Source organism: Streptomyces sp. NPDC048270 (assembly GCF_040652335.1).
In the GTDB taxonomy this organism is placed as follows: domain Bacteria; phylum Actinomycetota; class Actinomycetes; order Streptomycetales; family Streptomycetaceae; genus Streptomyces.
Genome location: NZ_JBEZLV010000009.1, coordinates 43,297 through 57,261, shown reverse-complemented (window position 1 = coordinate 57,261; position 13,965 = coordinate 43,297). Strand labels below are relative to the sequence as shown.

Annotated in this window: 11 protein-coding genes; 5 read left to right on the top strand and 6 right to left on the bottom strand. The window is 73.7% G+C overall.

Annotated features, from left to right (window positions below; genetic code table 11):
* Positions 1-32: 32 nt before the first annotated feature.
* The 3 genes from AB0D66_RS10960 to rsmH form a co-directional block, all read right to left on the bottom strand.
* On the bottom strand, positions 33-2,039 hold the full coding sequence (locus AB0D66_RS10960) for a penicillin-binding protein 2 (protein WP_362299970.1): 2,007 nt from the start codon (positions 2,037-2,039) through the stop codon (positions 33-35).
* Between the two features lie 159 nt (positions 2,040-2,198).
* A complete protein-coding gene (locus tag AB0D66_RS10955; protein ID WP_362300339.1) occupies positions 2,199-2,642 on the bottom strand; it encodes a hypothetical protein in 444 nt (147 codons plus the stop codon).
* A gap of 98 nt (positions 2,643-2,740) precedes the next feature.
* Complete coding sequence (gene rsmH / locus AB0D66_RS10950; protein WP_362299967.1) at positions 2,741-3,700, bottom strand: 16S rRNA (cytosine(1402)-N(4))-methyltransferase RsmH; 960 nt, start codon at positions 3,698-3,700, stop codon at positions 2,741-2,743.
* Between the two features lie 311 nt (positions 3,701-4,011).
* On the opposite strand from rsmH, the gene AB0D66_RS10945 reads away from it, so the two are divergent.
* From AB0D66_RS10945 to AB0D66_RS10930, 4 genes are all read left to right on the top strand, one after another.
* Positions 4,012-4,563 carry a carbonic anhydrase gene (locus tag AB0D66_RS10945; RefSeq protein ID WP_362299965.1) on the top strand — a complete coding sequence of 184 codons (552 nt, stop codon included), beginning with the start codon at positions 4,012-4,014 and terminating at the stop codon, positions 4,561-4,563.
* A 136-nt stretch (positions 4,564-4,699) separates the two neighbouring features.
* Positions 4,700-5,710: a MoxR family ATPase gene (locus AB0D66_RS10940; protein ID WP_069919928.1), complete on the top strand. Its 1,011-nt coding sequence runs from the start codon at positions 4,700-4,702 to the stop codon at positions 5,708-5,710.
* Entirely contained in the window at positions 5,710-7,077 is a 1,368-nt protein-coding gene (locus AB0D66_RS10935; RefSeq protein WP_362299961.1) for a DUF58 domain-containing protein, read from the top strand. The genes AB0D66_RS10940 and AB0D66_RS10935 overlap by 1 nt, the downstream gene beginning before the upstream one ends.
* Positions 7,074-9,491: a transglutaminaseTgpA domain-containing protein gene (locus tag AB0D66_RS10930; protein ID WP_362299958.1), complete on the top strand. Its 2,418-nt coding sequence runs from the start codon at positions 7,074-7,076 to the stop codon at positions 9,489-9,491. The genes AB0D66_RS10935 and AB0D66_RS10930 overlap by 4 nt, the downstream gene beginning before the upstream one ends.
* A 290-nt stretch (positions 9,492-9,781) precedes the next feature.
* Here the strand turns inward: AB0D66_RS10930 and AB0D66_RS10925 are convergent, their stop codons facing one another.
* The 3 genes from AB0D66_RS10925 to AB0D66_RS10915 are packed head-to-tail and all read right to left on the bottom strand — an operon-like array spanning position 9,782 to position 13,300.
* On the bottom strand, positions 9,782-10,408 hold the full coding sequence (locus tag AB0D66_RS10925; protein WP_069919931.1) for a TetR/AcrR family transcriptional regulator: 627 nt from the start codon (positions 10,406-10,408) through the stop codon (positions 9,782-9,784).
* Positions 10,409-10,437: 29 nt separating this feature from the next.
* A complete protein-coding gene (locus tag AB0D66_RS10920) occupies positions 10,438-12,525 on the bottom strand; it encodes a YhgE/Pip domain-containing protein (protein WP_362299954.1) in 2,088 nt (695 codons plus the stop codon).
* Positions 12,497-13,300, bottom strand: a complete 804-nt coding sequence (locus AB0D66_RS10915) for an ATP-binding cassette domain-containing protein (protein ID WP_362299951.1) — start codon at positions 13,298-13,300, stop codon at positions 12,497-12,499. Before AB0D66_RS10915 ends, AB0D66_RS10920 begins: the two co-directional genes overlap by 29 nt.
* 172 nt (positions 13,301-13,472) lie before the next feature.
* Between AB0D66_RS10915 and AB0D66_RS10910 the strand changes: the two genes are divergently transcribed.
* Positions 13,473-13,955, top strand: a complete 483-nt coding sequence (locus AB0D66_RS10910; RefSeq protein WP_362299948.1) for an SAV_6107 family HEPN domain-containing protein — start codon at positions 13,473-13,475, stop codon at positions 13,953-13,955.
* The last annotated feature ends 10 nt before the right edge of the window (positions 13,956-13,965 follow it).

Genomic DNA, 13,965 nt, shown 5'->3' with positions numbered 1-13,965 from the left:
GCGTTTCTGGCGGGCCGGCCGGGTGCTGGGGGTCACCGGCCGGGCTGCGGACTGGGCTGCGTACTCGGCTGCGTACTGGGCTGCGGGCCCGGGTCGAAGGTGACCGGGAGCCCCGCGGGGGCGCTGCCGGTGGGGGCGACCTGGAGGGTCTTCAGGGCGAACTCCATGACCTTCTTGTAGATCGGTCCGCAGATCTGGCCGCCGAAGTAGCTGCCCTTGGTGGGGTTCTGGATGGCGCAGTAGACGGTGATGCGCGGGTTGTCGGCGGGGGCGAACCCGGCGAAGGAGGCGGTGTAGCCCTTGTAGCGGCCGGTGGCCGGGTCCACCCGGTTGGAGGTGCCGGTCTTGCCGCCGACCCGGTAGCCGGGGATGCGGGCCTTGGTGCCGGTGCCCTCCTGGTCGTCGACCACGGATTCGAGCATCTCGGCGAGGGTCTTGGCGGTCTCCGGGCTGACCACCTGCCTGCGTTCGGGTGCCGGAGCCGGGGTGAAGCGGCCGTCGGGGCCCTTGGTGCCGCGGACCAGGGTCGGTTCGGTGCGGACCCCGCCGTTGGCGATGGTCGAGTACACGGAGGCCGCCTGCATGGCGTTGAGGGACAGGCCCTGGCCGAAGGGGATCGTGTACTGCTGGGAGGTGGACCAGTCCTCGGGCTTGGCGAGGATGCCGCGGGACTCGCCGGGGTAGTCCAGGCCGGTGGGCTGTCCGATGCCGAACTTGGTCAGGTAGGAGTGCAGGACCTTGTTGGCCTCGGGCTGGGTGGGGCCGAGCTGGCCGGTGGCCAGGATGGTGCCGATGTTGGAGGACTTGGCGAGGACCCCGTTGAGGGTCAGGTACCAGGTCGGGTGGTCGATGTCGTCCTTGAACAGCCGGTCGCCGCGGTGGAGCCGGTTGGGGACCTCGACGTGGGTGCCGGGGGTGGCCTTCTTCTCCTCGAGCACGGCGGCCATCGACATCACCTTGGCGGTGGAGCCGGGCTCGTACACGTCCTGGAGCGCGGCGTTGCCCATGGCGGCGGAGCGGGCCCGGGTCAGGTCGTTGGGGTCGAAGCCGGGGGCGTTGGCCATGGCCAGGATCTCGCCGGTGCGGGTGTCCTGGACGATGACGTAGCCGCGGTCGGCCTCGGACTTCTGGACCTGCTCGGCGATGGCGCTCTGCGCCGCCCACTGGATGTCGCGGTCGATGGTCAGTTCGATGTCCTCGCCGGGCACGGCGGGCTTCTCGCTGGAGCCGGCGGTGGGCACCCGGCGGCCGCCGGACTGGGCGTAGGTGACCTCGCCGTCCTTGCCGGACAGCTTCTTGTCCAGGGAGGACTCCAGGCCGCCGCCGCCCTTGCCCTCGGCGTTGACGTAACCCAGTATCCCGGCGGCGAGGTCGCCGCCCGGGTACACGCGCTTGCTGCTGTTCTCGTTGAACACGCCGGCCAGGACGTTCGCGCCGGGGCCGTTGTTCTTCTTGTCGGCCGTCGCCTTCTCCGCGAAGACCCGCTTGAGGTCCTTGATCTGGTTCCAGACCTGCGGGGTCTGGCGCTGGGCGAGGACGACGTACCGGGTGTTCTTGGTGCTCAGCCGTGCGGCGAGCTCCTTGGCGTCCTTGCCGAGGATGGGCGCGAGGAGCGCGGCGGCCTGCTGCGGGGCGTCTGGCGCCTTGCTGTCCTGCGGGGTGAACATCTTCGGGTCGGCGGTGATGTCGTACGCGTCGACGCTGGTGGCGAGGGCCACGCCCTTGCGGTCGGTGATCTCACCGCGTTCGGCGGCCAGTTTGACGCTGGTGTAGCGGTTCTTCGAGGCCTCGGCGGAGACGGCCCGCGCGTCGACGGCCTGGACCTGGAACAGCCGGACGACGAAGGCGAGCATGACGAGGGTGAGGCCGACGCTGACGAGGCGCAGGCGGGGGCGGGGGCGGCCGAGCCGGATCGTGTGCGGCTTGCGCTGCGGGGTGGGCTGCCGGGTCGCCGGGCGCGAGGCCGCCGGACGCGACGAGGCCGCGCCGCGGGGCCGCCCGGGCCCGGGCACCCGACGCCTGGGCTCCTGCGGGCTCATGCCGCCACCGCCGCGGACCGGGCCGCTCCCGGCCTCCCGGGGGACCTGGGGCGGAGCCCCTGGCGGGTCCGGGCGGAGCCCGGGGAACGCGGGAAGGGCGGGGTGGGGAAGAGCCCCGCAGGGCTGCGCAACGGCACCGCGGCCATCGGCGTCACGACGTCACCTGCCTGGATCGGGGGTGGGCTGCTGCGGAGGCTGGGACTGGGGGGCCGGGGCCCCGGAGGTCGGCGCGGCCGAGGCAGCGGCCGAAGGAGCGGCCGTAGGCGCGGCCGCGGCGGGGGCCGAGGCCGGCGGGGACGGCGGAGGCGGCGGAGGCGGCGCCTCGGCGGCCGCCGGGGTGCCGGCGATCTTGCCGTCCGGGCCGATGAAGACCGGGCTGCCGCCGGGGACGAGCCCCAGCTCCTGCGCCCGCCGCTGCAGCGCGTCCGGAGCCGAGTACCCGTCCACGTCCCGCTGCAGGGCCTGCTCCTCGTCCGTGAGCGCGGTGGTCTCCTTCTTCAGCCGGCTCAGCTGGAAGGAGCCCTCGTTCAGCGCCGAGTTCAGCAGCAGCAGGCTGATCAGCCCGCCGCCGAGCAGTGCCACCACCAGCAGGACGAACGGCATCCGCGCCGCCTGCCCGCCCGGACGCGGGCGGGGCCGGGGGCGGACGGGGCGCCCGCCGATCACCCGGCCGAGCCGCGTGGCGGCCTTCCCGCCCTTGGTCACAGTCGCGCCTCCCGGATGCGTTCGACCCCGCGGAACCTCGCCGGGGCGGCCCGCCGGTTCTCGGCGATCTCCTCCTCGGTCGGCAGCTCCGCGCCGCGCGTCAGCAGCTTGAGCTTCGGCTGGTACTTCTCCGGGACGACCGGCAGCCCCGGCGGGGCCGTCGAGGTCGCGCCCGCCGCGAAGACCTGCTTCACCAGCCGGTCCTCGAGCGAGTGGTACGAGAGCACGGCGATCCGGCCGCCGACCGCGATCCGGTCCACCGCCGCCGGAATGGCCCGCTCCAGCCCCGAGAGCTCCCCGTTGACCTCGATCCGCAGCGCCTGGAAGGTCCGCTTGGCGGGGTTGCCGCCGGTCCGCTTCGCGGCCTGCGGCAGGGAGTCGCGGATCAGCTCGACCAGCCGGGCGCTGTTGGTGAAGGGCTCCTTCTCCCGCTCCCGGACGACCGCGGACACGATCCGCTTGGCCTGCTTCTCCTCGCCGTACTGGCGCAGGATCCGCACGAGCTCGCCGGGCGCGTAGGTGTTGAGCACCTCGGCGGCGCTGATCCCGGTCGTCTGGTCCATCCGCATGTCGAGCGGGGCGTCCTGCGCGTAGGCGAACCCGCGGTCGGCCTCGTCCAGCTGCATGGAGGAGACGCCCAGGTCGAAGAGGATGCCCTGGACGGCCGGGATGCCCAGGCCGTCGAGGACCTCGGCGAGGTCGGCGTAGATCGCGTGGACGAGGGTGGCCCGGTCGCCGAAGGGCGCGAGTCGCTCGCCGGAGAGGCGCAGGGCCTCCTTGTCGCGGTCGAGGCCGATCAGGTGGGCCTCGGGGAACCGGGTCAGCAGGGCCTCGCTGTGGCCGCCGAGGCCGAGGGTGCAGTCGACGACGACGGCCCCCGGCCTCTCCAGCGCCGGGGCCAACAGGTCCAGGCACCGCTGGAGCATCACCGGGACATGTCGGGACTCGCTAGTCAAAGCGCCCTCTCAGATAACGGCGCGGCAGGCATACGCCGCGCCGCGCACGCGGAGTGTTACCAAGGGGCCGGGCGGCCGGTCAGGGCCGGGCTCCGGCCGGTTCGCGCCACTTTAGTGCAACGGTCGCCGCGGTCAACGAACCGCCCCGCGCGGCGTCCGGACGGCTCCGGCGGAACCCGCAAAAGCCGCGAATCACCCGGACGGCCGCCTCCTCCCCACTCCTGTGGGTTAGCTCACAACAAGGCTTGTTGACCTTCTTTGTCCACCCTCACTCGATGCCCGTACCCGCTGTGACCACTACCGTCGTACGCATGACGACTTCCGCACCCCTGCCCGCCGACTCCGCGCCCCTGGCGGCCGGTGCCGGCTCCGTCACCGACCGCCTCGTCGAGGCGAACCGGCGCTACGCCGGCAAGTTCGCCGACCCCGGCATGGACGCCCGTCCGGTCCTCCAGGTGGCCGTCGTCGCGTGCATGGACGCCCGCCTCGACCTGCACGCCGCCCTCGGCCTGGAGCTCGGCGACTGCCACACCATCCGCAACGCGGGCGGCGTGGTCACCGACGACACCATCCGGTCGCTCACCATCAGCCAGCGGGCGCTGGGCACCCGCGCGGTGATACTCATCCACCACACCGGCTGCGGTCTCGAAAGCCTGACCGAGGACTTCCGGCACGAGCTGGAGGACGAGGTCGGCCAGCGCCCCGCCTGGGCCGTGGAGGCCTTCCGGGACGTGGACCAGGACGTACGCCAGTCCATGCAGCGGGTCCGGACCAACCCCTTCCTGCCCCACCGGGACGATGTGCGAGGCTTCGTCTTCGATGTGCACACCGGCCTCCTGCGGGAGATCGATCCCAGCTCCTGAGTGACACGGGGCCGCAACGCCGTCAACAATGCGGGGAGACGCCCCCCGGGAACCCCCCGGGGCCGGTGTCCGTGTGTGGGGTGGGCCGGTCATGCGCCAAGGGCGTCGGCCCTGGAAATGGGCCGAGGAGAACCTGGTGACGACGTATGACGACCGAGCGAGCCTCGCGGATCTGACCAGCACGGCCGAGCGGGTCCGCCACTCGGTCGAGAGCGTGATCGAGGGCAAGCCCGAGGTCGTGCGCCTCGCGCTGACGGTGCTGCTCGCCGAGGGACACCTGCTCATCGAGGACGTCCCCGGCGTCGGCAAGACGATGCTCGCGAAGACCCTCGCCAAGTCCATCGACTGCTCGGTGCAGCGCATCCAGTTCACGCCGGACCTGCTGCCCTCGGACATCACCGGCGTGAGCATCTACGACCAGCAGCGCCGCGAGTTCGAGTTCAAGCCGGGCGCGATCTTCGCGCAGATCGTCATCGGCGACGAGATCAACCGCGCCTCGCCGAAGACCCAGTCCGCGCTGCTGGAGTCGATGGAGGAGCGCCAGGTCACCATCGACGGCACCACCTACACGCTGCCGAGCCCCTTCATGGTCGTCGCCACCCAGAACCCGGTGGAGATGGAGGGCACCTACCCGCTGCCCGAGGCGCAGCGCGACCGCTTCATGGCGCGGGTCTCCGTCGGCTACCCCAGCCCCGAGGCCGAGCTGCAGATGCTTGACGTGCACGGCGGGCTCTCCCCGCTCGACGACCTGACGGCCGTCGCGCACGCCCACGAGATCGTCAAGCTCATCGAGGCGGTCCGCGAGGTGTACGTGGCCGAGCCGGTCCGGCGCTACGTCGTCGACCTGGTCTCGGCCACCCGCAGCCACCCCGACCTGCGCCTGGGCGCCTCGCCCCGGGCCACCCTGCACCTGCTGCGCGCCGTGAAGGCCTCCGCCGCGCTCGCCGGCCGGGACTACGTCCTGCCCGACGACGTCCAGGCGCTGGCGGGTCCGGTCCTCGCGCACCGGCTGCTGCCCACCGCCCAGGCCCAGCTGAACCGGCGCACCGCCGAACAGGTCGTCGGCGAGATCCTCCAGCGCACCCCGGTCCCGGCCGCGCACGCCCGCGGCGAGATGCCGCCCGGCGCGGGCATCCGGGGCTTCTGATGAGCGCCGGTGCCCCGCGCGGCGCCGGCGGTCAGGGCGGCGGGCTGCGCGCGTCGCTCTCCGGTCTGACCACCCGCGGCCGCTCCTTCCTGGCCGCCGGGGTCGCCGCGGCCGTGTGCGCGTACGTGCTGGGGCAGGGCGCACTGCTCCGGGTCGGACTGCTGCTCGCCCTGCTGCCGCTGTTGTGCGTCTACGCCCTGCACCGCACCCGCTACCGGGTCTCCGGGAGCCGCCGGCTGACCCCGGGGCGGGTCCCCGCGGGCGCCGAGGCGCGGGTGCAGCTGCGCATGGACAACACCTCCCGGCTCCCGACCGGCCTGCTGATGCTCCAGGACCGGGTGCCGTACGTCCTCGGACCGCGGCCGCGGTTCGTCCTGGACCGGGTCGAGCCCGGCGGCCGCCGCGAGGTGTCCTACCGGGTCCGCTCCGACCTGCGCGGCCGCTACCCGCTGGGCCCGCTCCAGCTGCGGCTGACCGACCCCTTCGGGCTGGTCGAGCTGACCCGCTCGTTCAGCGCCTTCGACACCCTCACGGTCATTCCGCGCACCGAGCCCCTGCCGCCGGTGCGACTGTCCGGCGAGTCCTCCGGCTACGGCGACGGCTCGCGCCGCTCGCTGGCCCTGGCCGGGGACGACGACGTGATCCCGCGCGGCTACCGGCGCGGCGACGACCTGCGCCGGGTGCACTGGCGCTCCACCGCCCGCTACGGCGAGCTGATGGTCCGGCGCGAGGAGCAGCCGCAGCGCAGCAGGGCCACGGTCCTGCTGGACACCCGGCAGCTCGCCTTCGAGGGCGCCGGCCCCGACTCCGCCTTCGAGTGGGCCGTCTCCGCGGCCGCCTCCAGCCTGGTCCACCTCCTGGAGCAGGGCTACGCGGTACGGCTGCTCACCGACACCGGGGACTGCGTGCCCGGTCTGGGCGGCGGCGGCTTCTCCTCGGGCGGGCACGAGTCCGCGGAGGCCGCCGGGCTGATGATGGACACCCTCGCGGTCGTCGGGCACTCGGACGGCACCGGGCTCACCCGGGCCTACGACGCCGTGCGCGGCGGCGGGGGCGGTTTCGGCGAAGCCGGCGGGGACGGGCTCCTCATCGCCTTCCTCGGCGACCTGGACGACGTACAGACCGAGCTCGCGGCCAGGATGCGCCAGCGCACCGGGGGCGCTGTGGCCTTCGTGCTGGACTCCGCGACCTGGGCCGGGCAGCCGGCGCGGGACCCTGCCCTGCCCCCGCTGGAACAGCGGCTGCACCGGCTGCGCGACGCGGGCTGGACGGCCCTGGCCGCCCCGCCCGGGGCGGCCTTCGGCGAGCTGTGGCGGCGTGCCGGGAGCACGTCGTTCGGTACGGGAACCTCTGGAGGCCGGGTATGAGCGGGCGCGCGAGGGTGACGCTGTTCGCGGCGCTGGCGACGCTGCTCACCGCGTGGTCGCTGGTCCCGCTGGTCGAATCGGCGGGCTGGCTGCTCCAGGCGGCGCTGCTGCTGGCCGTGCAGAGCGCGGTGGGGGCTGGGGCCCGGCGGGTGCCGCTGGCGCGGTCGCTGACCGTGGCCGCGCAGCTGCTGGTGTCGCTGCTGGTCCTCGCGGTCCTCTTCGCGGGGAAGGGCGAGTCGACCGGGAGCGGGCCGCTGGCCTACCTGGTCACGGACTTCGGTACGCTGTTCCAGCGCGGTGCGCAGGACGTGAGCGAGTTCGCGATCCCGGCCCCGCTGACGGACGGCATCCGGCTGCTGCTGGTGTCCGGGGTGCTGCTGATCGGGCTGCTGGTGGACACGCTCGCGGTGACCCTGCGGACGGCCGCCGCGGCCGGGCTGCCGCTGCTCGCGCTGTACTCGGTGGCCGCCGGCCTGTCGGGCGGCGGGGACGCCTCCTGGCTCGCCTTCCTGCTGGCGGGCTGCGGCTACCTGATGATGCTTCTGTCGGAGAGCAGGGACCGGCTGGCGCAGTGGGGCCGGGTCTTCGGCGCGGCCCCGCGCGAGCGGATCTCGGCCGCCTCCGGCCTCGGCGGCGGCAAGGAGGGCCGGCTCACGGCCCCGGTGCGGACCGGCCGGCGGCTCGGCGCGATGGCCCTGGGCCTGGCGCTGGCGGTGCCGGCGGCGCTGCCCTCCCTCGGCGGCGGGCTGATCGGCGGCCCGGGCGAGGGCGAGGCGACCGACGGCGGGGTCGGCGGGACGATCTCGGCGGTGAACCCGCTGGTCTCGCTGCAGAGCAACCTGAACGCGCAGGACAACCGGGTGGTGCTCAAGTACCGGACGGACAACCCCCAGCAGGGCGAGCAGTACCTGCGGATCCTGGCGCTGGACGAGTTCAACGGGAGCAAGTGGGAGGCCTCCGGGCGGTCCCTGGCCGACGTCCCGGAGCGGCTGCCGAACCCGCCCGGGCTCAGCGGGGATCTCCGCCAGGGCGCGGCCGAGGTGCAGACCAACGTGTCGGCCGCGGAAACCTACACCCAGCGCTACCTGCCCATGCCGTACCCGGCCACCTCGGTGGACATCAAGGGGAAGTGGCGGTTCGAGCCGGCCGGGCGGACCCTGGTCGGGGACCAGCTGGGCAAGGACAAGTTCCAGAACGTGCAGGGCGCGCAGTACTCCGTGCGGAGCCTGCTGCTGAAGCCGACGGCGCAGCAGCTGCGGAGCGCGCCCGAGCCGGACCCGGCGGTCCGCGCCGAGTACACGAAGCTGCCGGACAACCTGCCGCCCGTGGTCGGCGACACGGCGCGCCAGGTCACGCAGGGGGCCAAGGACGACTACACGCGGGCCGTGAAGCTCCAGGACTTCTTCGCCGTGAACGGCGGGTTCCGCTACAACACGAAGACGGCCTCGGGCACCGGTCCGCAGGCGGTGGCCCGCTTCCTGGCCGACAAGGAGGGCTTCTGCGTCCACTTCGCCTTCTCGATGGCGGCGATGTCCCGTTCGCTGGGCATCCCGGCGCGGGTGGCGGTGGGCTTCACGCCGGGCGAGAGGCAGGCCGACGGCAGCGTCAACGTGTCGATGCGGGACGCGCACGCCTGGCCGGAGCTGTACTTCGAGGGCGTGGGGTGGACCCGGTTCGAGCCGACGCCCCGCTCGGGCATCAACGTGCCGGACTACTCCCGGGCGCAGGCTCCCACGGCGCAGCCGTCCGCGCCCGCGGCCCTGCCCTCGCAGGGCGCGGCGCAGCCCTCGGCCGCGCCGTCAAAGGCGGACGAGTGCCCGCCGGAGCTGAAGAAGCTCGGCGAGTGCGGGGCCGCCGCGCCGCAGCAGAGCGCCTCCGGTGGCGGCGGGCCGTCGGTGTCGGCGGTGCTGGGCTGGGCCGGCGGGGTGCTGGCGGTGCTGGTCCTGCCGCTGCTCCCGCTGCTGTGGCGCACCCGGGTGCGGGCGCGCCGGCTGGGCGCCGGGGACGTGCGGGCGGCGTGGCGCGAGCTGGGCGACGCCGCGTGGGACGTGGGCGTCCGGCCGGACGAGGCGCTGTCGCCGCGGCGGGCCGCCGTGCGGGTGGTGGAGCTCGGCGGGCTGGACGCGGAGGCCGGCGCCGCGGTGCACCGGGTCGCGGGGGCGCTGGAGCGGGCCCTGTACGCGCCGCCGGGCGCGGCCGTGTCGTACGAGGGGCTGGCGGACGACGTCCTGCTGGCGCGGGCGGGGCTGCTGGCCGGCGCCGGCCGTCCGGGCCGGCTGCGGGCGCTGCTGCTGCCGCGCTCGGCGGCCCGTCTCGCCTGGTCGGCGTCCCGCCGCTGGTCGGCCCTGGCCGACCGGGCGAGCGCCCTGTCGGCCCGCGTCCGCCTCCGCATCCCCCTGCGGGGCCGCGGCTGAGCGCGGGCGCGGCACCGGTGGACGCACGAACGCGGCGAGGCTCGATCCCCCCGAGCCCCGCCGCGTTCGCGTACCACGTCACGGAGGAGGTACCCGGTCCGCTCCGCAGCCCCGTGTCCGCGGTGCGGACCGGGCCTCCTGTCCGTTGCCCCCAGTCTGGCGTCCGCGCAGGTGGGGGCCCATCCGCGCAGGTACTCATTTCCGTGCCTAGGTACGGATACTCAGCCGCCGCGGCGGGCCCCACCAGTTGTACGGGCTCCGCCGCCGCGGCGGCACCGCCGACTGGGGGGTCAGTGCCCGCTGACCCGGCCCCGCAGCAGCAGCGACAGCGCCGAGTGCACGTCGTCGAGCGACCGCTCGCTCTGGAAGGACTGCCAGTCCAGCGCGGCCACCAGCACCATCCCGACCATCGCGGCCGCGGTCAGCGGCACGTCGATCTCGGCGCTCAGCTCACCGCGCTCGACGCCCTCCCGCAGCACCGTCTCCACGACGGCCACCGCCTCCTGCCGGACGACCATCAGCGTGGACTGCCACGCCCGGTTGGTCCGCCACAGCTCGGCGACGTACAGCTGGGTGAAGGCCGGGTAGCGGTCGATGAAGACGAGGCCGGCCCGGATCATCGCGTCGAGCGCCTCGACGCGGCTGCCGCCGCGCGCCTCCGTCTCCTCCGCTGCCGTGCGCAGCGAGACGGTCAGCAGCCCGACCCCGTGCCGCAGCAGCTCCTCGAAGAGGTCGTTCTTGCTCGCGAAGTTGTAGTAGACGGTGCCCTTCGCCACGCCCGCCCGCTCGGCGATCTCCTCGACCGTGGTCGCTGAGAAGCCCTGTTCGGCGATGAGGGTCACGGCCGCTTCGTAGAGCTTCTGGCGGGTGGCCTGCCGCCGGCCGCCCACGGCGGCGGAGGTGCTGCTGCTTTCCATGGCGCTGATTCTCACAGGTCACCGGCTCCTCAGAGGCTCAGTTCGGGGTGGAGCCGGTCCATGGTCCATACCTGCTTGCCGCGGGCGGCGAGGGCGGTGAGGGCGAGGGCGCCCGCCGTGAAGGCCAGCAGGACCGCGCCGCCCTGCCACACGGGGGCGAGGTCGCCGCCCGTGATGAGCCGGCGCAGGCTCTCGACGACGTACGACATCGGCAGGTACGGGTGGATGGCGTTGAAGAAGCCCGGGCTGGTCTGGACGGGGTAGGTGCCGCCCGCGGAGGTCAGCTGGAGCATCAGGACGGCGAGCACCAGGATCCGCCCGGCGGCGCCGAACTTGGCGTTGAGCCACTGGACGATCGCCGCGAAGCAGCCGGTGACCAGCATCAGGAAGCCGACGGTGAGGGCCGGGCGGGCCATCTCCAGGCCGAGGCCCCAGTGGAGCACGGCCATGAGCAGGCTCACCTGCGCGGCGCCGAGGCCCGCCACGGGCAGCCAGCCGGCCAGCGCGACCCGCCAGGGCGAGGCGCCGGCGGCCAGGGCCCGCCGGTTGAGCGGGGTGATGAGCATGTAGGCGACCATCGCGCCGACCCACAGGGAGAGCGGGATGAAGTACGGGGCGAAGCCGGTCCCGTAGTTGGGCGCCTTGTGCAGGGACTGGTTGGCGAGGCGGACCGGGTCGGCCATGACCTCGGTACGGGCGTCGCGCTGCTGCTGGTCGTAGTCGGGGATCTTGCCGGCGCCGTCGTGGAGGCCGCCGGCGAGCTCGCCGCTGCCGTCGACGAGCTTGTACATGCCGCCGCTCAGGGTGTGCGCGCCGTCGCCGAGCTTGCCCACGCCCTCGCTGAGGGCGCCGGAGCCGGTGGTGGCGGTGCCGATGCCGGTGTGCAGCTCGGCCATGCCGCCGGCGACCTGGTGGGCGCCGTCGTTGAGGGCGTTGACCTGGGCGACGGCCGCGTCGAGGTCGGAAGCGAGGCCGGGGGCCTTGTCGACGAGGAGGCGGGCCTTCTTCTCCAGGTCGGTCAGCTGGGTGCGGAGCTTGGCGACGTCGCCGTTCGCGTTCTTGACCAGGGTGCTGACGTCACCGGTGAGTTCGGCGGCCTCGGCCGCGTCGTCCTTGATCTTCTTCAGGTCGGGGCAGGAGGCCAGGTGCGGCTCCTTGCCGGGGGTGACGCAGTGCTTGGTGTAGTACGCGTCCGCGCCCTGGGAGGCCTTCTGGGCGGCGGAGGCGGCGGCGGGGGCCTTGTCGGCGAAGGTGTCGAGGTGGTTCTTGACCACCTTGGCGGTGTCGGCGACGAGTTCGGCGGTGTCCGCCAGGTTCTTGGGGTCCTGGACGAAGGGGCGGGCCTTGTCGGCGGCGCCGTTGACCTTGTTGGCGAGCTTCTGGGTGCCGGACGCGACGTCCTTGGAGCCGCTTTCCAGCTTGCCGGCGCCCGAGTTCAGCTTCCGGAGGCCGCCGGCGAGCTCGCCGGTCTTCTCCTTGGCCGTGTCGAGGCCGTCGGCGAGCTCCTTCGCGCCCTCCTGGGCCTTGCCCGCGCCGTCCTTGAGCCGGTCGGCTCCGTCGGCGGCCTCGGCGGTCTTGTCGTGGAGGTCGGAGAAGTTCACGAAGATCTTGTCGAGGAAACCGCGGGAGGCGTTGGTGGACGCCGCCGAGCGGACCTCGGAGAAGACCGTGCGCGAGATCGAGCCGACGATGTAGTTGTTGGCGTCGTTGGTGCGCACCTGGAGGGCTCCGGTGGCGGGGTCCTCGCCCGAGCTGGAGGCGATCTTCTCGCTGAAGTCGGCCGGCATGGTGAGGGACAGGTAGTACGTCCCGTTCTCCAGGCCCTTGGCGGCCTCCTCGGCGCTGACCTCGCGCCAGTCGAAGGTCTTGCTGTCGTGGAGCTTCTTGGTGATCTCGTCGCCGGCGTCGATGCGCTTGCCGTCGACGGTGGCGCCCCGGTCGGAGTTGACGAGGGCGACGGGCACCTTGTCGAGGCGGCTGTACGGGTCCCAGAAGGACCAGAGGTACAGGGCTCCGTAGAGCAGCGGCAGCAGGAGCAGTGCGACGAGAGCGGCCCGGGGCAGCTTCCCCCGCCCGAACCGCTTCAGCTCAAGCGCGGCCAGCTTCGGCGAGCGCATCGTCCGCCCCCTTCGTGTCGTCGTCGTTCTCGGTGTCGGTGTCGGTGTCGGTGTCGGTGTCCTGCCCGGCGGCCGGTTCCGCCGGGCCGGTCCGCAGGACGAGCGCGTCGTCGGGGGCCTCGCTGCACACCGCGAGGACGGTGGTCCCCTCGGCGGCGACCGAGCGGAGCAGGGCCCAGGCCTCGGCGCGTTCGGCGTCCGAGAGCTTCATGTCGAGGTCGTCCAGGGCCAGCAGCCGCGGCGAGCCGAGCAGTGCGATGGCCACGGACAGCCGTACGGCCTCCAGGCGTTCCAGGTCCCGTACGGAGGTGCGCGGCCCCTTGGGCAGCGTCGCGAGGTCCAGTCCCGCGGCGTCCAGGGCGGCCTCGATCCGGGCCCTGCTGCTCGCGCGGCGTTCGCCGCGCGGGCGCAGCAGGGCGCGGAGCGGGGCCTCGTAGCGGCGCTGGAGCAGGGCTCCCTCGCGCAGCTGCTCGGCGACGGTGAGGGCCTGGTCGAGCTCGTTGACGCCGCAGACCGGTCCGAGGGCGGCGATCCGGCGGACCGCGGCCATCCTCTTCGGCAGCCGGTGGCCGCCGACCTCGGCGTGTCCACTGGTGGGTTTCATCCGTCCGGTGAGGGCAAGGAGCAGGCAGGTACGGCCACTGCCGGAGGGGCCCTCGACCGCGATGAGCGAGCCGGGCCGCGCATCGATGCCGACGCCCCGGAAGGCCCAGCCGCGCGGGCCCTTGAGTCCGAAGTCCTCGGCTTTGACGGCCGCGCCGTGCGGGCTGTCCACACCGTCCCCCTTCGTTTTGAACTGACCGGTCAGTTCAAAAACTATCAGCTTGTGGTGCACCAGGCGCGCAGCGGGGGGCAGTTGCCCTGACGAAACCACAAAAACCGCAGGTCAGGGCGATTGTCAGTGGGGCCGGTCACGATGGAGGCAACGCATCGACAGGAGGTTCGTCATGGCCACACCGTCCCCGTCCCCTGTCCACCCCGTCCTGCGGAGGTCGGCGGCTCCGCCGGCTGCCCTCGACCTGCTCGCCAAGGCCCGCAGCGGCCTGACCGAGGCCGTCCGGCTGTCCCGTCCCAACGAGCGTTACGCCACCGCCCACCTGGCCGCGCTGCGCACCGCCGCCGCCGTGCTCGCCGCCCGCGGGCGGCCCGAACCGGTGAACCCCCGGCGGCGGCCGAGGATCCGCAGCGCGTGGGAGGTGCTGCCGGAGATAGCGCCGGAGCTGGCGGAGTGGAGCGCGCTCTTCGCCTCCGGCGCCGCCCGCCGGGCCCGGGCGGAGGCGGGGATACCGGACGCGGCCACCAGCCGGGACGCGGACGATCTGGTGCGCGCGGTCTCGATGTTCCTGCGCCTGGTGGAGCGGATGCTCGCGATCCAGCCGCCCCAGCAGACCCTGCCGCAGCCCCGTCCGGAACATCCGGAGGCGGGATGAGCCGCCGGGG